The 20,572-nt window shown below is 66.0% G+C and carries 16 protein-coding genes and 1 pseudogene; 14 read left to right on the top strand and 3 right to left on the bottom strand.

What is annotated here, in order from left to right:
• The first annotated feature begins 143 nt into the window (after nucleotides 1-143).
• Together VN461_21600 and VN461_21595 are read left to right on the top strand one after the other, a co-directional pair.
• Nucleotides 144-557 (top strand): hypothetical protein, encoded by a 414-nt coding sequence (locus VN461_21600; GenBank protein HXB57371.1) that lies wholly within the window; start codon nucleotides 144-146, stop codon nucleotides 555-557.
• Between the two features lie 62 nt (nucleotides 558-619).
• Nucleotides 620-796 carry a DUF5989 family protein gene (locus VN461_21595; GenBank protein ID HXB57370.1) on the top strand — a complete coding sequence of 59 codons (177 nt, stop codon included), beginning with the start codon at nucleotides 620-622 and terminating at the stop codon, nucleotides 794-796.
• Between the two features lie 98 nt (nucleotides 797-894).
• On the opposite strand, the gene VN461_21590 is transcribed toward VN461_21595, so the two are convergent.
• Nucleotides 895-2,115 carry a hypothetical protein gene (locus tag VN461_21590; protein ID HXB57369.1) on the bottom strand — a complete coding sequence of 407 codons (1,221 nt, stop codon included), beginning with the start codon at nucleotides 2,113-2,115 and terminating at the stop codon, nucleotides 895-897.
• 387 nt (nucleotides 2,116-2,502) lie between these two features.
• Between VN461_21590 and VN461_21585 the strand changes: the two genes are divergently transcribed.
• A complete protein-coding gene (locus VN461_21585; protein ID HXB57368.1) occupies nucleotides 2,503-4,314 on the top strand; it encodes a glycoside hydrolase family 9 protein in 1,812 nt (603 codons plus the stop codon).
• 69 nt (nucleotides 4,315-4,383) lie between these two features.
• On the opposite strand, the gene VN461_21580 is transcribed toward VN461_21585, so the two are convergent.
• Nucleotides 4,384-5,349: a glycosyltransferase family 2 protein gene (locus tag VN461_21580; GenBank protein ID HXB57367.1), complete on the bottom strand. Its 966-nt coding sequence runs from the start codon at nucleotides 5,347-5,349 to the stop codon at nucleotides 4,384-4,386.
• Between the two features lie 39 nt (nucleotides 5,350-5,388).
• Between VN461_21580 and VN461_21575 the strand changes: the two genes are divergently transcribed.
• From VN461_21575 to VN461_21525, 11 genes and pseudogenes are all read left to right on the top strand, one after another.
• A complete protein-coding gene (locus VN461_21575) occupies nucleotides 5,389-6,249 on the top strand; it encodes a WecB/TagA/CpsF family glycosyltransferase (GenBank protein ID HXB57366.1) in 861 nt (286 codons plus the stop codon).
• 242 nt (nucleotides 6,250-6,491) lie between these two features.
• Nucleotides 6,492-8,273, top strand: coding sequence for a hypothetical protein (locus VN461_21570; GenBank protein HXB57365.1), 1,782 nt, complete (start codon nucleotides 6,492-6,494; stop codon nucleotides 8,271-8,273).
• A 526-nt stretch (nucleotides 8,274-8,799) separates the two neighbouring features.
• Nucleotides 8,800-9,522 carry a polysaccharide biosynthesis/export family protein gene (locus VN461_21565; GenBank protein HXB57364.1) on the top strand — a complete coding sequence of 241 codons (723 nt, stop codon included), beginning with the start codon at nucleotides 8,800-8,802 and terminating at the stop codon, nucleotides 9,520-9,522.
• Entirely contained in the window at nucleotides 9,519-11,813 is a 2,295-nt protein-coding gene (locus VN461_21560; protein HXB57363.1) for a GNVR domain-containing protein, read from the top strand. Before VN461_21565 ends, VN461_21560 begins: the two co-directional genes overlap by 4 nt.
• A gap of 155 nt (nucleotides 11,814-11,968) precedes the next feature.
• Nucleotides 11,969-13,072 (top strand): SDR family oxidoreductase, encoded by a 1,104-nt coding sequence (locus VN461_21555; protein ID HXB57362.1) that lies wholly within the window; start codon nucleotides 11,969-11,971, stop codon nucleotides 13,070-13,072.
• A pseudogene (locus VN461_21550) lies at nucleotides 13,069-13,593 on the top strand (dTDP-4-dehydrorhamnose 3,5-epimerase family protein). The gene VN461_21555 and the pseudogene VN461_21550 overlap by 4 nt, the downstream one beginning before the upstream one ends.
• A gap of 113 nt (nucleotides 13,594-13,706) precedes the next feature.
• Complete coding sequence (locus VN461_21545) at nucleotides 13,707-15,116, top strand: Gfo/Idh/MocA family oxidoreductase (protein ID HXB57361.1); 1,410 nt, start codon at nucleotides 13,707-13,709, stop codon at nucleotides 15,114-15,116.
• Nucleotides 15,113-15,943, top strand: coding sequence for a glucose-1-phosphate cytidylyltransferase (locus tag VN461_21540; GenBank protein HXB57360.1), 831 nt, complete (start codon nucleotides 15,113-15,115; stop codon nucleotides 15,941-15,943). The genes VN461_21545 and VN461_21540 overlap by 4 nt, the downstream gene beginning before the upstream one ends.
• Nucleotides 15,944-15,978: 35 nt before the next feature.
• Nucleotides 15,979-16,626: a PIG-L deacetylase family protein gene (locus tag VN461_21535; GenBank protein HXB57359.1), complete on the top strand. Its 648-nt coding sequence runs from the start codon at nucleotides 15,979-15,981 to the stop codon at nucleotides 16,624-16,626.
• Nucleotides 16,627-16,675: 49 nt separating this feature from the next.
• Nucleotides 16,676-17,329 carry a hypothetical protein gene (locus tag VN461_21530; GenBank protein ID HXB57358.1) on the top strand — a complete coding sequence of 218 codons (654 nt, stop codon included), beginning with the start codon at nucleotides 16,676-16,678 and terminating at the stop codon, nucleotides 17,327-17,329.
• A gap of 60 nt (nucleotides 17,330-17,389) precedes the next feature.
• Nucleotides 17,390-18,715, top strand: coding sequence for a hypothetical protein (locus VN461_21525; GenBank protein HXB57357.1), 1,326 nt, complete (start codon nucleotides 17,390-17,392; stop codon nucleotides 18,713-18,715).
• Nucleotides 18,716-18,785: 70 nt separating this feature from the next.
• On the opposite strand, the gene VN461_21520 is transcribed toward VN461_21525, so the two are convergent.
• Nucleotides 18,786-20,192, bottom strand: coding sequence for a sigma-54 dependent transcriptional regulator (locus tag VN461_21520; protein ID HXB57356.1), 1,407 nt, complete (start codon nucleotides 20,190-20,192; stop codon nucleotides 18,786-18,788).
• Nucleotides 20,193-20,572: the final 380 nt, after the last annotated feature.

The raw sequence follows: 20,572 nt of genomic DNA, 5'->3' as shown, positions 1-20,572 counted from the left end.
GAGGCCAGCGGGGATGCCAGTGGAGGCCGGCACGACCCTTGCGTTCACCGTGTGCATGTCGTTCGCGCGTAATGGTTTCCCTGATGGTTGGTCACGCGGGCCGCGCCGCCCGCGAACGCAGCCTTAGACCGTAGGGAACGCCCATGGAAGTATCCAGACCAGCCGCGGTCATCGAGGTCAGCGCGGATCCGAGGGGTGGCGTTCCGGCGGGGCTGATACGGGCTGCATACCTGGCGAGCCGCGAGGGGACGGTGGTGCTCGTGCTCAACGGCGTGTCGCCCGCACAGGCCGACCGCGCCCTCGACCCGATTGTCCCTGAAGTGGGCGGTGTAGCGGGTGTTGTCTACTGCACGCCCGCCAGTCTCGAACCCTTTCTGCAGCAGCGGGGCTGGCCGAGGGTGGCCGGTGTCGGCTCCCGGGCCCTTGCCGCGCCGTTGACGCAAAATGGGGTTCTGGTGTTGCCGCCCTATCGGGCCCTGCGTGCCCTCGGGGAGTTGGGTATGGCGTCGGCCGGAGGCGTGCGTCTTCAGGTAAGCTGCACGCCCCAAGACGCTTAGGTCTGCTTCATGCGCATGAATATGGGGGGTCGTTCTCTCTACGAGCTCGACTAGGAGATCTCATGGCCTTCGAGGAATCGCGCGAGAAGTTCGGCATCCTGGGCGAGCTGTGGGCCTTCATGCACGTGCGCAAGAAGTGGTGGCTCGGACCCATTGTGGTGATGCTGGCGCTGCTAGGCCTGCTGGTGGTGTTCACCCAGGGCTCGGCGGTGGCTCCGTTCATATACACCCTGTTCTAGCCAACCGTCACCGACAGGTCCATGTCGCGACGTGGTCGGGAGGTGCTCTCGCGCGAGCGCCCGCGCCAAAGCCACGCCGCCCGCCCGGCAACCGAAGCTCAGCCGCCGGGCTGACCGCGCGCGGCGTCGAGCCACGGCGCGAGGCGGTCCAGCAGCCAGCCCGCCAGCCACCGGTTGCCCTCCGGGGAGAGATGCGAATCGGCCGCGAAGCATGACGACGGTCCCCGCTCGTGCACGAGCCGCGCCATAGGTGGGCCGAGATCGATCACGTCAAGCTTCCGCGCACGCAGCGCTTGCGCGAGGGGCAGAGAATTCTCTTCGGCATAGCGTTGGAGGAGGTCGAGCATCGGGATCAAGACGACCACGGGCACCGCTCCCTTGCGCCGTACGTCGCGGGCGAAAGCCTCGGCGATCGCCACCGTGACCTCGATACCGGCAGGGTCCGTCCCCGCATAGAGGCGCTGACGCAGCTCGCGGCGACGGTAGAGATTGGCTACCGTGGCGAAAGCGCGCGCTACGCGGAGATGCTGCCATGAGTGCAGCTCAAGGTCGTTCGGAATCGCCCAATAGTCGTGACGCAGCAGGGGCGAATTCAGAGGATCGATCAAGGCGCGCACAAGCGGCTCGCCCTCCAGAACGGGCAGGTTCAGGGTCTGGAGTCGATCATCGGCCCGGATGAACCGCGGCTTAGAGAGAAAGCCAAAACCGCCGGCGGGCTGCAGGAAGAAGCGCACGACGTTGAGGTTTCGGCAGATGTCCTCCGGCCAAATGCCGAGCAGTGCAAAATGGGGATTCAGGCGCGCCCCGTCGCGACGCCAGCGCAGGTAGGCTTGGTCGGTGCCGTAGCCCGGGACGCCCAGGTTGACCACCTCGAGATCAGCCCGGCGTCGCTCCAGCTCCCGCTGCCAGGTGTCCTCGAGACCGACACCGTCTCCGTGGGTGAACGAGTCGCCGACTGTGACCAGGCGCAGCCGGCCCGGAAGTGAGCGCTCGCCGTAGCTTCGGTCGGCGGGTGCGCGGGCGCCCTCCGCGTTCGCCTGGTAGAGGCCGTCGGGCGTGCGGCCACCCGGTGCCACCGTCCAACCCAGTTCGGAGTCCGCGACCACGTAGCCGCCGGGTGGGCGCTGGAGCCAGGCGCGGACGGCTTCAGGCGCCGGCCGATAAGGCAGGAGGGGGTACCGCCCAATCATGGCCATGCCATTGTCGGGGTTGGTCGTGGTGATCAGGCGCACGGCAAGCTCGCATAGGAGCAGGGTCGCTGCGGCCTGGATCAGCAGGAAAAGGGTCCACCTCCGCCAGCGCCGCCCCCTTCGGCTCATATCGCGGGAGCTAAGCGGGTGGCTTGAGCTGTCCGCAACAAGCGGGATGACGAATCCACGGGAGCAACCTGGTCGAGCCTCCTCACTCGCCGACCCGGTCCGTTGGTCCATGGAGGAGGCCCCCGCGGGCTGGCGGTGAGGCTGGGAGCCAAGAACCCCCAGGCGGGGTGTGGGGCTTTCCGAGCTGGTCGTGCGAACGCGCGCGGTATGGAGAATGTGGAGTGCGGCGACTCCCGAAAAAGCTCACGGCATCGCGCCTCCGCTCGCCGATCCGGCTTCACGGGCACGATAGCCTCCGCCCTCAGCATCGTCAAGGTCACTAAGGCGGCGTCGCGAAGACGAGGATGTGGAGGAAGAATCCTCCCGTACCTCTCCGTATGCCTGGTCATGGTGGAGGGTACGGGGGCTTGCCGGCAGAAGCGGCCGGACGCTCTCGATCAGGGCGGGGCCGACCAGATCACTCTGTCCGTCAAGCTCGACAACTTTGGGTACCGCCCGGATGACACGAAGGTGGCAGTCTTCTCCGCCGACCCGGGTTCTATTGTTCAGGTGCGGACATCGGAGGGCACGGTCGCCCTCGCCGTGCCGACCGACGGCGGGTCTATCAGCAGCCGGGGCACGGACGCCGCTTCCGGTGATCAGGTCTGGTGGGTGGACTTCAGTCCGCTCCATGCGGGAGGAAGCTACCACCTCTTCAGTGCATCGCTGAACGCTCGGTCCTACGACTTCGTGATCGCACCCAACGTATACAAGAACGTCATGCGGACAGCTCTCAAGACCTTCTACCGGCAGCGCTGCGGCACCGCCAAGCCCCCCATTTACGCGGGGCCTTGGGCGGACGGGAGGGCCTGCCACCGAGCCGACGTCTCCACGGGTCCCGCCAAGGGCCAAGTGGACCGCGGCCTGCGCGATCTCACGGGAGGCTGGCACGACGCTGGAGACTACAACAAATACCTCACTTACTCGGCCTCCAACGCGATCCTCTTCATGCTCCGCGCGCGGGAGGACGGCCCCAGTGTGTTCCCGGACGGCGACCTCAACATCCCGGAATCGGGAAATGGGCTGCCCGACCTGCTCGACGAGGTGAAGTGGGAGCTGGACTTCTTCTTGAAAATGCAGCTCCCCGACGGCTCCGTCCTCTCCAGCGTCCACGCGGACGGTGCCGCCAATGGCGCCTCCCCCCCAAGTGTGGACACGACTCCGCGTTACTACCGCGACCCAACTCTGGAGTCGGGCGCCGTCTTTGCGGGCAGCTGCGCCTTCGCCTCCCGCGTGTTCACGGCCGCCGGGCAGGTTGCGTACGGGTCGACGCTGAGGCGGGCGGCCCTCTTGACCTGGGGCTGGCTCCAGGGCCAGGGGAACAGCGACGAGAAAGTGTGGGCGGCGGCGGAGGTCTTCCGCCTGGATCCCACGATCGCGTCCGCGCGCAACTACGTGGACGGCTACCACCCCGCCCACTGGTTGGGTGCGGTGTTGGGGGTGACACGCTACGACTCCCACGCCGCCATCACCTACGTGCAGACGCGCGGGGCGACACCGGCGGTTGTTTCGGCGATGGGAGCGGACCTCGCTAGGCAAGTGGACCAGATCTTCTCCGCCGACGATCTCTACCGGAACGGCATGCCGACCTCGTCTTACCACTGGGGCTCCAACGAGATACGGGCCGGGCAGGGCGTCTTCCTGCTCCAAGCGGCACGGCTGGGTCTGACCGGATCCCACACGGCCGGGGAGTGCCGCGGCCACGCTCTGGACCTCCTGCACTTCTTTCACGGCCAGAACCCGCTGAGCATGGTCTATTTGACCAACATGAGCTCTGAGGGGGGTGAGCACTCGTCCTGGCAGTTCTTCCACAACTGGTTCGGCCAGTCCCAGAGCCCCTATTCTCGGTCCAACTACGTGGGCAAGCCCGCTTCCGTGGTGGAGCCGCACTATCCCTACTTCCGCGGGCTCGACAACCACGGCATCCGCGATGACAAGACCTCCGCGCTTGGCCCCGCGCCGGGCTTTGTGCCCGGGGGCCCCAACATGGACTACGCGGGAGACGCGACCCCGCCCGGGGGTGGCACCTACCCGAACCGTTTCTACCGCGACTGGAACGAGCAGGCGGTCTGGACCGCCCGCACCTGGGAGATCACCGAGAACTCAATCGGCTATCAGGGCCCATACGTAGCCCTGGCCGCGGCCTTCGTGACTCCCTAGTTCGCTGGGTGCTTGGCCGTGGTTGACGGGCGGCGGGTCAGAGTGCCATCTTGGCCCATGGAATGCGTTCTACTCTTTCGGGTTCCAGCGGCTCGCCTGACGCAAGTTGAGCTCCGCCGTTGCCCGCCGCTTGCCCTTGAGCAGGCATGCCCATTGATAGCCGCGCAAGAAGCTCCGGAACTGCTCGTCGCCGTAGCGCGGGTCCCGGCGCAGGAGGCTGCTGAAGTACCCGACCGCCATGCCGAGGCCACCCACGACGAACGGCGGCCGGGTCATTCGGTACGCCGCGCTCCCGAGCATGTACACAGGCGACGTGCCCATGAAATACTGGCCGCCTCCGTGCCGTTTCCGGCCTGTCCACCAACTCTTGTGGCTTGTCCCCATCGGGCGCAGGTGGGCGAAGCGCAGCGGGGGGTCGTCCCAAGAGACCGCGATCCAGCCAAGTTGCCGGCAGCGGTGGCCGTCGATGCCGTCCCACATGACCTCCCGCACGAAGCCGCCGATCTGTCGGAAGCACGCCGTGCGATAGAACTTGGTCATGCCGACCGAGTTCTCGTCGCCGATCTTCTCCGAGATCAGCCCCGAGGCGTCGCTGATGGGGAACTGTACTGCGGCCGGGGACAGGCCGGGCGGGACGAAGTATGGTTTCCCCGAACACGTGCCGACGCGCGGCTCAGCCTCCATGCGGTCCATAAGGATGGCGAAGTATCGGGGCGGCAAGTCGAGGTCCAGGTCGAGCTTGCAGATGTAGTCGTAGGCAAGCGGATCGATGGTCTCGTAGCCCGCGTAGAAGGCATCGATCACGCCTCCACCCACCTTGCGGATGCCGCGGTCGGCTCGGCGAACGATGCGCGCGTGCGGGAACCGCGCCGCGTATTCCTCGAGGATCTTTGGCGTCTCGTCCTTGGAGCCGTCGTCCACGATGACCCACAGGGCGGGTGGCTCGGACTGGCGCGCGACCGCCTCCAAGGTGCGGCGCGCATACTGCGCCTCGTCGCGGCAGGGTGTGATCAGGCAGTACCTTCGGGTGCTCATCGCGTTGCCCGGTTCCACGAGGTGGAGGTGTAGCCGCCGATGAAGACAATCAAAGAGCCGACGACGGCCTTCGGGAAGCGAGATCTTGCCGTCGTGGACTTCGGGCCCATACACGCCCACGCCGTTTCCATCGGCGAGGCAGTGGATATCATAGCGGAGAGAGCGGCCAGCGGTGAAGGAGGCTTCGTTCTCACGCCCAACGTCGACCACCTCGCGATCTCGCTCCGCGACCCCGAGTTTGCCGAGGCCTACCGCCGCTGCTTCCTCTCGCTGGCCGACGGGATGCCGCTCGTACTGATCTCAAGGCTTCTGGGTCTGCCCTTGCGTCACAAAGTGAGCGGCAGCGACCTTTTCGAGCCTCTCATGGCCAGGTGCGCGCGCGACGGCCTGCCCGTCTTTTTCCTGGGGGCCACACCGGCGGCGTGTGAGGCGGCGATGAAGAAGCTGAGCGCGAACTATCCAACCATGCGCGTGACCGGCTACGATTCGTCGACATTTGACCTGAATCTCGGCGCGGATCACGCCCTCGAGGTGCTGCGCCGGGCGCGGGACACGGGGGCGAGGTTGATCGTCGTGTGCCTGCCCCCGTCCAAGCAAGTCATGTTGTCCCGGTTCGAGGGGGAGTATGGTCCCGCCGTGGGCATCGGGGCCGGCTCTGCCCTATCGTTCTACGTGGGGGAGGTGAAACGGGCCCCCGGATGGATGTCCCGCAGCGGGCTGGAGTGGCTCCATCGGCTCGCACAGGAACCGCGGCGGCTGTGGCGCAGATACCTGCTGGAAGCGGCTCCCGTCCTGCCCGTGTTTGTCCGCATGGTGCTGGGCCGACTCGCAGGCCGGACACACCAACACGTCGGCCGGCTGCCGGCTCGGGAAATCCAGGGGGGTAGGCAACCCCGGTGACTTGCCGAGACCCGTGGCTCCGAGTGGGTGTGCGAGGGCCAGCGTGCTCCCGCGACACAATGGTGTGGGATGACCTAAGGCCGGGAAGGGACGCCGGCGCCCCCATGGGTGGCAAATTGCTAAGGGACCACCTCTGGAGAACCTGCTCGCGGGCAGTGTTATGGGGCATCCTGGTTGGCCCGCTTCTCTCAAACGGGGGCTGCAAGAGCAGCGAAACGCCGGCGAGCACGCCCCCAACCCGGGTGTCCAGCAGACCGCCCACCGGCGATATCATCCCCGCCGAGCGCCGTACCGCGTGGAACCCTGGCATCCCGGGTGGGGTCCCCGCTCGGACGATTGTCTGTGCCAGCATCGATGCCGCCGCCTACGGGAACGGCTCGGCGGACGCGACCGCCGGCGTGCAAGCCGCGCTCGACGGATGTCCGGTCGGGCAGGTCGTCGGCCTTTCGGCCGGCGAATTCAAGATCACGGGCCGATTGCAGATCGCGAAGGGCGTCGTTCTCCGGGGGCAGGGCCCGGCCCAGACGAAGCTCAAGATGCCAGTGGGAACCAACTCCAACCTCATCACCATCGGGACTCCATTTTTTGGCTTCACAAGCTCGGTCAACCTAGCCACCGATGCGGCGAAGGGGGCCAGCACGGTGACCCTGGGCAGCAATCCGGGTCTGGCTGTCGGAGAGATCGTCGTCGTGGATCAGCTGACCGATCCCACCACAAGCGAGTGGAACCCCAAGAGATCTCCGCCGGGCGACGTCTCGCGTACGTGGTTCACGCGTCCGGATCGCCCCACGGGCCAGGTCCTGGAAGTAGCCTCCACCAGCGGCAACACGGTGTCGTTCACGACGCCCTTTCACATGAGCTTCAGGACCGCTTTCACCGCCCAGCTGTCCCGCTTCTCCAACTTCGCCAACGGTCCGGTCATGCCCTCGGTCAGAGACGCGGGCGTCGAGGATCTCTACCTGTCGGGTGGCAGCCAAGGCCAGGGCAACATAGGGTTCGCGAACGCTGCCTACAGTTGGATCAAGAACATTGAATCGGACTTCCAGAACGGCTCGAGCGTTGCCCTGGACGCGTCGTTCCGATGTGTTCTCCGCGACTCCTATCTCCACAGCACGCAGGACCCGAATCCGGGGGGTGGGGGCTACGGGATCTCGTTCTCGTTCTACTCGGCTGACAATCTAGTTGAGAACAACATCGTCTGGAACATGAACAAGGTCATGGTGATGCGGGCTTCGGGTGGCGGAAACGTGATCGGCTACAACTACATGGAGGATGGCTGGATCAGCACCGCCCCGACCTACGTGGAGGTTGGCCTTAACGCCTCCCACCTGACCACGCCGCACTACGAACTGTTCGAGGGCAACGAATCGTTCAACTTCGACGGGGACAACACCTGGGGCAATGGCATCTACATCACGGTCTTGCGCAATCACCTCACCGGCAAGCGTCGCTCCCTGGCCCCCCTGCTCTTCAGCGACCTGGGGAACCGGCGAGCCATCGGTCTTGCCGAGGGTCACTGGTGGTACACCTTTATCGGGAACGTGCTCGGTACGGCGGGGCAAAGCCCTTCGCCGTATTCCTCCTTCACCTACGAAAACACCAAATTGCCATGGGCCGACGATCCGACTCCTATGTGGCGACTGGGGTACAACCCCGACGACTGGACTGCTCCGCCCGATCCGAAGGTGCTCTCGACCACCATCCGTGACGGCAACTTCGACTATTTCACGAACGCGGTTCATTGGGACAACCCGCCACAATCGATCCCGAACTCCCTTTATCTGACGAGCAAGCCCGCGTTCTTTGGCAACGATCCCTGGCCGTGGGTAGACGCCACCGGAACCACCCAGCTCTACACGCTCCCGGCTAGGGCCAGATTCGATGCTGGGAACCCTAACCCCATCACGTCCGCACTCAACGCCGCGAAGGCGGGCAGCGCCCCCGCGGCGACCGCGAAGCTGCGGGCGGCTCGCCCTCAACCCGGAGGGCCGGCATCCCCCTCGCCGCGCCGACGCCAGGATTGATCTTCCCGGCCGGCAGCGCCCAGCGCCGAGATCGGTAGGTTGCAGGCTCCACGATAGGTCAACGGGCCCTGTCGCCTTCTTCCGGTCAGGCGGGGTCGTGGGGAGGGGGAGGGAGTTCGGCCGCGCCGGCTCCACTGAGCTCAGGAACCTCTGAAGAGGGCAAAGCTCTGCTCGGCTCTCAGCCTAGGAATGGGTGCCGGCTGGCGTTGACAGGCGAGCTCCAGCCGAGACTGGCTGGCCGGGCCCGCAGGCTCCCCCTTCGGGACGGCCGCGCGGCGCGCACGCGTGACTCACGAGTCTGGCCGTGGCCCGCCTGCATCCGCCGCCCCTAGTGGGTCGAGGCCCGCTGGACGCGGGGGGCTCCTCATCCCCACGCCAATCTCAGGGTTTCCCTGAGGCCATTTTCCGTAGGCTCCTGATTGTGGGGCCTCTCCTTGAGGACGATGATGTGGATGTTGCCGTGAGATCGCAGTTCCACCGCGATTTCATTGGTGCATCGTGGCTTAGGCGGGAGCGAGAAATCTTGATGGATTTGCTTGATGGTGGCTCCGACATCCAACAGCGGCGCGCGAGGCTCCACTGTGCAGCCGGCATACCGAAGGAGGCGCTCGCCCACGGGCGCGTGGAGCCGGCGAGCGCGTTGACGCGATCAAAGGTGCGGGCCCGTGCGAACAGGGTGGTGGTGGTTGGTCTCGGCTTCTTGGCCTGCCTCGTTGGTCCCGCCATCGCCCAAGAGCGGGTGGTGAAGGCAGTGGCGCACGCATCCGCGCCGCCCTCCGGGTACCTGATCGGCCTGGGGGACGTCCTCCGGATCACCGTATGGAAGGAGCCGGACCTGACCCTCGATGTGACCGTCCGGCTTGACGGCATGATCACCCTTCCTCTCCTTGGGGACGTGCAAGCGGCCGGGCGCGTGCCCAGTCAACTTGCGGGCAACCTGGTGACAGAGCTCCAGCGCTTCATAGAGAACCCTCGCGTCACCGTCACCGTCACCCAGGCCACCAGCGCCCGGATCTACGTGGTCGGCCAGATGGCGCGGCCGGGCGAGTTCCCGCTGTCGGGCCGCATGACCGTGCTCAAGGCGCTCGCCTTGGCCGGGGGCTTCAAGGAATTCGCGAAGCCCGAGAGCATCGTCATCGTTCGGGAGGACCAGAAAGTGATTCCGTTCAACTACAAGCACGTCGGCGAAGGAAAGGACATGTCACAAAACGTCCTGCTGGCCGCGGGCGACACCATCATCGTGCCATGAGCGGAGACGGGCGTAGGGGCAGTCCCGCTGCGAGTCTCGATCACCTCGATGACGCGGACGATTATTCGTTCCACTGGACGCAGCTCCGCCATTTCCTTCATGCGCCGCTGAGGCGGCCTCTGCTCGTACTCGCGCCTTGGGCCGCGGTCTTCCTTCTCTCGATCGTGGCCTTGTTCATCCTTCCGAAGAAATACGTGTCCTCGGCCCTGGTTCTGGTCGAGTCGGAGAAGGTACCCGAGTCCTTCATCCCGAAAGTCGCGACCAGGGACCCCGGCCAGCGCTTGGAGGCGGTCAGGCCCGAGATCCTCAGCCGCACGCGGCTTGAGAAAGTGCTCGAGGAAACCAAGCCCTACCCGGATATCGAGTCCAGGACACGGGCCGTGGAAAAGATGCGCCAGGCGATCTCGATCAACGTCAGCGGAAACGACGGTTTCACAATCGAGTTCTACCACAGCAACCCCCGCAAGGCGCGGGAAGTCACGGATCGGCTCGCGCGGCTCTTCATCGAGGAGACGATCAAGTCCCGGGAGCAGCAGGTCGAAGGGGCGGTCGACTTTCTCGTGGCCCAAGTGAAAGACGGGCGCAGCGAGCTGGAGAACAAGGATGCCGCCTTGCGACTCTTCAAGGAAGAGCACATGGGGCGGTTGCCCGAGCAGCTGCAGACGAACCTCACCACCATGCAGATGCTCCAGCGGGAAATGCAGACGGTCGAGGAGAGCCTTCTCTTCGCGCGCGAGAGGCAGGAGACGCTCGCAAGGGGAGCCGGACGGACTGGGGGCCCCCCGGGGGCCGCGGGGACGGCGGACCTGGGAGAGTTGAGACGCGAGCTCGCCGCCCTGAGAAGTCGATACAAGGAGGAGCACCCCGATGTAGAGAACCTCAAGGCGCGCATAGCCCGGCTGGAGGCGCGCCGGGCCGAGGCTTCCGGCGACGCCAAGGGCGACACCGACCTCATCACCCGGGACCAGCTCGCCAAGGCCACCTTCGAGGTGAGAAAACTCGAAGATAGGCAAAAGGCCCTGGAGCGCCAGATTGCCAACATCCGAGCAAACGTTGCCGAAACACCTCGGACCGAGCAGGAGCTGGCGACCCTGACCCGCGACTACAAGAAGCTCGACGAGAACTACACGGCGCTCCTCACCAAGCAGCTCGATGCCCAGATGTCGGGCCGCCTCGAGCAGCGATGGAAGGGCGAGCGGTTCCGGATGCTCGATCCGGCGAGCCTTCCGGAGAAGCCGGTATTCCCGAAGCCGCCCATCTTCGTGGGGCTAGGGGCCGTTCTTGGCCTTCTCGTCGGGCTGGGAGCGGCTCTGGTGGCCGAGTACTTCGATCCGACCGTCAAGGACAGCGAGGTTCTGCAGGCTGTCCAGGGCTATCCCGTTCTGGCGAGCATTCCTCATCTTCCTGACCTCGCTTCTTCCGGGCTACGTCCAGCGAGGAATCATAGGCCGGCAAGAGAGGCTGAGGGCCAGCGGCTATCCGCGAAGAAGGCTTGGGGGCCCTGTTTGCCCGGCGAGGCGCCGCTCTCTGACGGGGGGACCGTCACCCCGGCCAAAGTCGTTCCCATCGTCGAGAGTCTGATGGACCCCTCATCGATCGTGGGAGAAGAGCTGAGGTTCTTCGCGGCGAACCTGCTCGATCTCTGCCGACGTCGCAGCGTGAAATGCTTGGCCCTGACGAGCGCGCTGCCCGGTGAGGGGAAGAGCACGCTCAGCGCCGGTCTGTCCACCGCATTGGGAAGGGAGCCCGGACGCCGGGTCCTCCTGATCGAGGCGGACCTCCGCCGGCCATCCCTGAGCAAGACACTCGGCCTGCCCCCGGCCCACGGGTTGAGCGAGTGGCTGAATGGCACCCTCGATTACGTGCCCGTACGGTTGGTCGAGCCGGGGGGTTTCTTCCTGGTGGCGGCGGGTCAAACCGACCTCAGGCGGCCAGAGCTCTTGGGATCACCGCGGATGGACGCCGTTCTGAAGGTGGCTCGGCGGCTGTTCGACCTCGTGCTCCTCGATGCGGTCCCGGTGCTGCCCGTCGCCGACACCGTCCTCATGCAGGACCTGGTGGACGGGTTTCAACTCGTCGTGCGCTCGCGACAGACACCGCGCGACGCTATCCACGAGACCTTGACCAAGCTTCGCGCCGATCGAGTCCTGGCCGTGGTGTTCAACGGGCACCGCGAGTATCGGAGTTCCTACAAAAACTACGGCTATCGCAGGTACGGCATGGCCCCCGGCTCCGCAACGACTTCACCCGGCGTGGTGGGGAGGCTATTTGCAAGCCTGACGGGGGGTTAGGGGCTTGGACCTGCGGGGATCGGCTTTGGGAAGGGGTGTGCGGTCTCAGCTGCGAGCGGACCCGGGCTTGCCGCGATGAAAGGGATTTCGGCTCCGGCCTCCGAGGGCCGGGGGCATTCCCCGATGGGCAACCAAACGCGTCGGACGGAGGGACCATGAAGATCCTGTTGACGGGGAGCCGAGGCTACATCGGGACGGTCATGGCTCCGATGATGGTCGAGGCCGGGCACGACGTGGTGGGGCTGGACACCGACCTCTACCGGCGCTCCACCTTCGGGCCGTGGCGGGAGTGCATCCACACGATTGAGAAGGATGTGCGCTCCGTCGAGGCTTACGACCTGAGGGGCTTCGATGCCGTCGCTCACCTGGCCGCCCTTTCCAATGACCCGCTGGGGGACCTCAATCCTCAGCTGACCTACGACATCAACCACCTCGCGTCCGTGCGTCTCGCCACCCTCGCCAAGGAGGCGGGCGTCGGCCGCTTCGTCTTGGCCTCGTCGTGCAGCAACTACGGAGCCGCCGGTGACGCTCCCGTGAACGAGGACTCGGAGCTGAACCCGGTCACGCCCTATGGCGAGTCGAAGGTGCGGACCGAGCGCGACGTGGCCGAGCTAGCCAACGGCTCGTTCACGCCGACCTTCTTGCGCTGCGCGACGGCTTACGGCGCCTCGCCGCGGCTCCGGTTCGACATCGTCCTCAATAACCTCGTCGCCTGGGCCTTCACCGTGGGCAAGGTGCTCCTGAAGAGCGACGGCACGGCCTGGCGGCCGATCGTGCACATCGAGGACATCACGCGCGCGTTCCTCGCCGTGCTTGCCGCACCCCGCGAGGCCGTCCACGCCCAGGCCCTCAACGTGGGCCGCAACGACCAAAACTACCGGGTCCGGGAGATAGCGGAGATCGTGAAGGAGACGGTGCCCGGCTGCGAGATCGCGTTCGGCGAGGGGGCGGGCCCGGACAAGCGCAACTACCGCGTCGACTTCAGCAAGATCGCCAGGGTTCTGCCCGCCTTTCGGCCGGAATGGGATGCACGCAAGGGTGCCGAGCAGCTCTACCAGGTCTACAAGCGCATTGGGCTCAAAGTCGAAGACTTTGAGGGCCCCCGCTACCGGCGCATCGACCAGCTCAAGGGGCTGATGACCTCGGGCCGCCTCAGCCCGGATCTGCTTTGGTTGAGCGACCCCCCTCCGCTCGAGTGGGCGGCGCCCGCCATGGGGGCGGTGCCGAATCTCGAGTTTTTCGCGGGGAGACGGACATGATTTTCGTAGAAACGAAGCTCAGGGGCGCGTTCATCATCGACATCGAGCGGCGCGAGGACAGCCGTGGATTTTTCGCCCGCGCCTTCTGCCAGCGTGAATTCACCGACCACGGCCTGAAACCGCTCATCGCCCAGGCCAACATCGCGTTCAACAGCCGGAAGGGGACGCTGCGGGGCATGCATTTCCAGTATCCGCCCGCCGCGGAGACGAAGCTGGTGAGGGCGACCCGGGGGGCCATTTTGGACATCATCGTGGACCTGCGTCCGGAGAGCCCCACCTACCTCGAACACGTCGCGGTGGAGCTCACGGCGGATGACCATCGGTCGCTTTACGTGCCGGAGAGGTTCGCCCACGGCTACCAGGTCCTGGAGAATCGGACGGAGACGAGCTACCAGGTGGGCGAGTTTTATTTGCCTGGAGTCGAAGGAGGCCTCCACTACCGCGACCCCCGGCTGGCCCTGCAGTGGCCCCTGCCCGTCGAGGAGATCTCGCCAAAGGACGCCGCCTGGAACCTCCTGTCCGAGGTGGAGCCGGAGCTCAGGCGAAGGATGACGGTGGGACCGACGGTGAACACGGAGAGGGAGGGTCGCCCGCGGACCGGCTCCCTGACGGGGGGGATGGCAGGGAGGGTCTCATGATCCTTGTAGACACCGCGCTGCAGGCCCGGGAAGAGCGGGGAAGGCCGATTCGGGTCGGCATGATCGGCGCCGGCTTCATGGGCCAGGGGCTCACCAACCAGATCGTCAACAGCGTCCCCGGCATGCGGATGGCCGCCGTCTACAACCGGAAGTTGGAGCGGGCCCTGGGTGTTTTCCGCTATGCCGGCTGCGAGAACGTGGAGGTGGCGGAGACTCAAGCGGCCCTGGACGAGGCAATTCGTCGCGGAGTGCCGGTCGCTACCGAGGATGCGTTCACGATCAGCCGCTCCCCCGAGATCGATGTGCTGATCGATGTGACGGGTTCGGTCGAGTTCGGGGCCCAGGTGGTGCTCGAGGCCTTCCGACACGGCAAGTCGGTCGTGCTCATGAACGCCGAAGTCGACGCCACCATCGGTCCCATCCTGCGCGTCTATGCCCGCCAGCACGGCGTCATCCTATCCGCCTGCGACGGCGACGAGCCGGGCGTGCAGATGAACCTCTACCGCTGGGTGAAGGGGTTGGGCCTGATCCCGCGCGTGATCGGCAATGTCAAGGGCTTGCAGGACCCCTACCGCAACCCCACCACCCAGCAGGGCTGGGCCGAGCGCTGGGGCCAGAATGCCGCGATGGTCACCTCCTTCGCCGACGGATCGAAGATCAGTTTCGAGCAATCCATCGTGGCCAACGCGACCGGCTTCAAAGTCAGGTCCCGCGGGATGTCGAGAGGCGTCAAGTACGAAGGCTCGATCATGGACATCCAGAAGCTCTACGACATCGAAGAGCTGCGCGAGCTGGGCGGAATCGTTGACTACACGGTGGGTCCTCCCCTCATCAAGGTGTTCTGTCTGGCGGAGCACCCGGACCCCAAGCAGCGGCACTACCTGAGCCTTTACAAAATGGGGGAGGGCCCGCTCTATCCATTCTGGATCCCCTACCATCTTGTGCACTTCGAAGCGCCCAACGCCATCGCCCGGGTGACGCTCTTCAGGGACGAGGTGGCCCCCCCGCTGGACGGACCGGTGGTCGAGGTGTGCGCGGTGGCGAAACGCGACCTAAGGGCGGGCGAGGTCCTGGATGAATACGGGATGTACATGACATACGGCGAGGCGGTGAACGCGGATGAGATGAGCGCCCTGCGGTATCTGCCCGAGGGGCTCGTGGAAGGCTGCAAGCTGCGGCGGGGCGTCCGCATCGACCAAGCGCTCACCTACGACGACGTCGAACTGCCGGCGGGCCGGATCGCGGACAGGCTCCGCGCCGAGCAGTACCGACGCTTCCGCGGCGAGACCTGGCTGGAGGACCTCCTGGCCGGACCGGGGGTGTCCCTTCCTCTGGGCGCCACGGACCCGCTTGTAGTCGCGCCAACAGGGGGCGGCCATGATCGCCCGCGGGAGGCGACGAGATGAAAGTAGTCATCTTCTGCGGCGGCCTGGGCATGCGCCTCCGCGAGTACTCGGAGTCGATCCCCAAGCCCATGGTGCCGGTGGGCTACCGTCCAATCCTCTGGCACCTGATGAGGTACTACGCGCACTTCGGACACCGAGAGTTCATTCTCTGCCTCGGCTACAAGGCCGACAGCATCAAGAAGTACTTCATGGACTACGACGAGACGGTGTCCAACGACTTCGTGATCAGCGAGGGCGGCAAGAAGGTGGAGCTCCTGGCCAGCGATATCCAGGACTGGAAGATCACCTTTGTGGACACGGGGATGAGCTCGAACATCGGTCAGCGTCTCCGGCTCGTTCAGCGCTTCCTCGCCAACGAGGAGGTGTTCCTCGCCAACTATAGCGACGGCCTCTCGGACCTCCCGCTGCCAGACATGATCAACTACTTCCAGAGGAAGCCGGAGGCGGTGGCGTGCTTCGTGGGGGTGTGTCCGAAGAGCAGCTTCCATCTGGTGCAGGTGGCGGACGGGGGACGCGTCCAGAGCATCCGGCACATCAGGGACTGCGGGATGCGCATCAACGGGGGCTTTCTGGTCCTTCGGAACCAGATCTTCGACTACATGGGTGACGGCGAGGAGCTCGTGGAGGAGCCGTTCCAGCGCTTGGCCGCCGAGGGCAGGCTTCTGGCCTACCCGTACGACGGATTCTGGGCTTGTATGGACACCTTCCGGGAAAAGCAGTTGCTGGAGGACATGTATTCGCGCGGCCAGGTGCCGTGGGAGGTCTGGAAGGCTCGTCCCGAGGCGCGTCTCCAGGCCCATTCCCATCCAGAAATGGCGACGAGGTAGCCCGGACGCCAAGGGCCGGGGGAGCGCCTGCGGTCATGGATAGGGTCCGGCTATTCGGCGACGGGCCGAAGCAAATTCTTGCCCTCGGCGCTCACCCGGACGATATCGAGATCGGCTGCGGAGGGACCATCCTTCGCCTGGTGGCGGAGCAGCGCAGCCTGGAGGTGACATGGGTTGTCTTCACCTCGACGCCGGAACGGGCGGCGGAGGGGCGTTCATCGGCGGCGGCCTTCCTGGAGGGAGTGTCGACGAAAAAGGTGATCATCCGGGACTATCGGGATGGCTTTCTCCCCTACAGCGGCCCCGCGGTGAAGGACGAGTTCGAGGCTCTGAAGCGCGAATGCTCCCCCGACCTCGTCCTTACCCACTACCGGGATGATCGGCACCAGGATCACCGCTTGATCTCGGAGCTGACCTGGAACACCTGGCGTGACCACTTGATCCTGGAGTATGAGATACCGAAGTACGACGGCGATTTTGGGTCGCCCAATTTCTTCGCCTCCCTCCCCGCGCGGACTCTCGATCGTAAGATCGACCTGCTTCACGAGCACTTCGCTTCCCAAAGGGGCAAACCCTGGTTCACGGCCGACTTGTTTCGGGCGGTGGCCCGCATCCGGGGCATGGAGGCAGCCGCAGCCGGGGGGCACGCCGAGGGGTTCTACGGCCGGAAGGCTCTTTTCTGAAGCGCTGAAAGTGCTCCTTGATTCATCCGCGCCACCCTGCCATGAGGACATGAGTGTTCGCCGGCCCCCATGGTTCCGCGCGCTCTTGGTGATCGTCGTTCTGGCCATGGCTTCGGCGGCCATACCCGCTCTTAGAAGCCCGATGCTGCGGGCCGTGGGGGGGGCGCTCGTGGTCGCGGATGACCTCGGGCCGGCCGACATCGTGGTGGTGGGGACGGGTGCCGACGGTGCCGGGGTGCTGGCCGCGGCGGACCTCGTTCATGGCGGCGTGGCCGCGCAGGTAGCCGTCTTTGCCGACCCTCCGGACCCCTCGGTCGACCGCGAGTTCATCCGCCGCGGGATCCCCTACGAAGACGCGGCCGCGCGGGCCATTCGACAGCTCAAGGCCCTGGGCGTGGATAACGTCCGGAAAATCCCGAGAGCCTTGACCGGAACCGAGGATGAGGGCCGTGTCTTCCCCGAATGGTGCGACCAGAACCACTTTCGTTCCGTCGTGGTGGTCACTACTTCGGATCACTCGCGGCGGCTGCGCCGGGTGCTTCGTCGTTCCATGAATGGCCACGAGACCAGGGTCACGGTTCACCCCGCGCGCTACTCGCCATTCGATCCCAACCGATGGTGGGAAACACGGGGCGGGACCCGTACCGAGGTCGTAGAGCTGGAGAAGTTGCTCCTGGACATCCTGCTTCATCCGATTTCCTGACCGGGGACGGACTTGGAAATGCCTGCAGGCGGCCGCGAGGCACAGAAGGGAGGGCAATCCTTGGTCTCCCCAAGGACGGACGCGCTTCGCATGCGGGATGGGCTGCGGATTCTTTGCGCGGCGATGGGCCCCCTGATTGTCGCGACAACGCTGACCGCCCAGACTCTTCCCATGCCCGTCCTGCCCCCGGAGCCCCCTCCGGTGCCCGATCCGACGGCCCCCGCGGGCCTGCCCGAGCCGGGAGCAAACCCCCGGGCCGAGGAGCTCGAAACGGGCGGACCCCGGCCCGCCCGGCCCTGGGAATATGAGCTGGGGATGGGCGGCGGTTGGGACAGCAACATCGACTTTCTGGTTCCCAACGGCCCGGGCGGGGTAGCGCTGTCTCCCCGGGCTGGCTTGGCGCGCGTCTTCTCGGGTCCCCGCGGTGAGTTGCGGGCCACCGCCGCCGGCCGCTGGACGAGCTATTCCGACCAGAACCTCAACCGCTACTACGGCGACTTCGGCCTCGACGGCGCCTACCGCTCGTCCCCGAGCACCAGCTGGCGGGTCAACGCTGCCTACGACTTCGGCTACAGCGACTCTGCGCGGATCCTGGTGGAGCAGGGGGTCTTGCTGCCGGTGGTGAAAACCCGCTCGTTCACCGGCGTCCTCGGCTTATCCGAGAAAATGGGTCCCCAGACTTCTCTGCAAGTCGAAGGGCGCTTTTACCGCACCGAGTTCGACTCGCCGGGCTTTATCAATGGAGAGAGCGCGCGCGGCACCCTCGGGCTGGCACGTGAGCTCAGCACTCGGAGCACGGCCGCGATCGAGTATTCGTTCGAGTACACACGTGCCGACCAAGCGGGCCGGTCGTACCTCACCCACTTCGGCTCTCTCCGGTGGACGCGCGTCCTCTCGCCTCAAAGCGCCCTCCTCCTGGAGGGAGGGGCCAGCTACACGCCCGATGCCGCCCGCGCCGGCCTCCAGCAGAAGGAGACCTTCTTCGGCGGGGCCACCTTCAACCGAATGGTGAGGGGATCGAGTCTCATGCTCTTCGTCCGGCGTGAGGTGGCCCCCGCGTTCGGCATTGGCGTCAGCCGCCTGGAGGTCCGGGCGGGGGTGAGCGCGACCGTCCCTATGGGAAGGGCCTGGGAACTCCGCCTGGCCGCGAGCCACGTCCAACCGGACGCGTCGCCGGTAGCAACCCAGGTGGATGCCATCAGCGACGATGCCTTCGTGGCCCTGGACCGGCGCCTGGGCAGGCGCCTTCAGCTGTCGGGGGCGGCTCGCTATCGTCGCCGCGGGCCCCTGGGCACGATCCCGACGATCGAGGCCCTCCAGGCCGGCCTGTACTTGACGCTGATCAGCCCCTCCTGGAGAGCCATCTCTCCCGCTCTCGGCCTCTAACCCAAGCCTCGCCTCAAATCCGCCAGCATTCCCGGCCATGAACGCTCCGGAGTGGAACTACTGGGTGCGGTCACTCGGCGCCGCGCGTCCCCTTGGCCGGTGCCGTGTCGGGTGGGGAGGCCAGCGTGGGCGCCTCCGCCTCGAGCTGCCACTTCTTGATCTTGTTGAGTAGCGCCTTGTAGGAGATCCGGAGCCGGCGCGCCGCCTCCCGGCGGTTCCACCGGGTCTCAGCCAGGGCGCGACGCACGACCTCCTGTTCCGCCCTCTCCGCGGCCTGGGACGCGATCGTCTTCAGGGAGAGGTCCTCTGCGGACGGCGCCTCTCGGACTTCCGGCCGCATCTTGGAGAGCTCGTCCAGCGCCAGGTTCACGTCCGGCAAGATGGCGAAGCGCCGCACTGCGTTGTCGAGTTCGCGCACGTTGCCCGGCCAGGTGTGGCGCCGGAACGCCTCCGCCAGCTCGGGCGGGATCTCCCGCGCCGGGCTCGAGTAGCGCTCGAGGTAGCGGCGAAGAAACGCATTGGCCAGGAGGGGGATGTCCTCCGGCCTCTCGCGCAGAGGAGGAACTTCCATACGGATGACGTTCACCCGGAAATACAGATCCTGGCGGAATTTCCCTTCCGCGACCGCCCTCTCCAAGGGAATATTCGTCGAAGCGAAGACCCGGGAGTCGACCCGGCTGGAGTGCCGAGCGCCTAGACGGCTGTACTCCCCGTCCTGGAGGACGTGCAGAAGTTTGGCCTGCACGTGCGGGCTCATCTCCGCGATCTCGTCGAGCAGGATCGAGCCCTTGTGGGCCAGCTCGAACTTCCCGGGCTTGTCGCGCACGGCCCCCGAGAAGGCTCCCCGCTCGTAGCCGAAGAGCTCGGACTCCAGCAGGTCATGGGGGAGGGCCGCGCAGTTCACCTTGATAAAGGGCTTGTCGTGACGGGGGGACTGCTCGTGGATGTACCGGACAAGAAGCTCCTTGCCCACGCCCGTCTCCCCGAGCACGAGCACAGGGGCGTCGGTATCCGCCACCTGCCGGGCGATCTCCTTGAGCTTCAACATTCTTGGGCTCGAGGAGAGGAACTCGGCGGGGTCGTACTGGTCGAGCCGACGCCGGAGCACCCGAACCTCATCCCGCAGACGCTGCTTTTCCAGGGCGCTCTCGAGAGCGATCGTGAGCTCGGCCTCTTGAACCGGCTTGACCAAGTAGTCGGAAGCCCCACGGTTCATGGCGTCCACTACCGTCTTGATCTGACCCAGAGAGGAGAGAATCACCACGGGGATCTGCGGATAGGTTGACTTGATGTGGTCGAGGACGTCGAGGCCGCCCATTCCGGGCATGACTAGGTCGAGCATGACGGCCGCGGGGAGGTGGCCGGAGGCCAGCCGGGAGATCGCCTCGTCCCCGGACGGGCTCACGGCCACCCCGTAGCCTAGCCCCGAAAGGAGCACGGAGAGGTGGCCGCGGGTGCTGTCGTCGTCGTCAACCAAAAGGACAGTCGGCTTCTCCAGGGGTCCCCCTCACCCGGCAGGAGCGAGTCCCGCCGAAGCTCCCGGCACCGCTCCGAGACGGCTCGGCACGGTCCGCCTGCGTGCAGGCCGGGACCTTCCCAGGATCTGCGTGCGGATTGTCTCATACCCCGCCGATCTGTGCTCCCTCGTCTCGAGGGGGTGAAGTCCTCAGGGGACAAGCAGTTCCGATCTTCCCCGGGGGACAAGCCAGAGGGGTGAGGACGAGGCGGGCGCTGCGTGAGGAGGTTCCACGGGGCCGGGGCAATCTTCGACGGATCCTGTTCGCTCCCGGCGGTGGGATCGCCTCGTTCGGCGCCGAGTTGCCGGGCTCGCTGCGGCCCGCGGGCGCTGACGCCCGA

It is taken from the genome of Vicinamibacteria bacterium (genome assembly GCA_035570235.1).
GTDB lineage: Bacteria > Acidobacteriota > Vicinamibacteria > Fen-336 > Fen-336 > DATMML01.
This window is presented reverse-complemented; position numbering and strand designations above follow the sequence as displayed.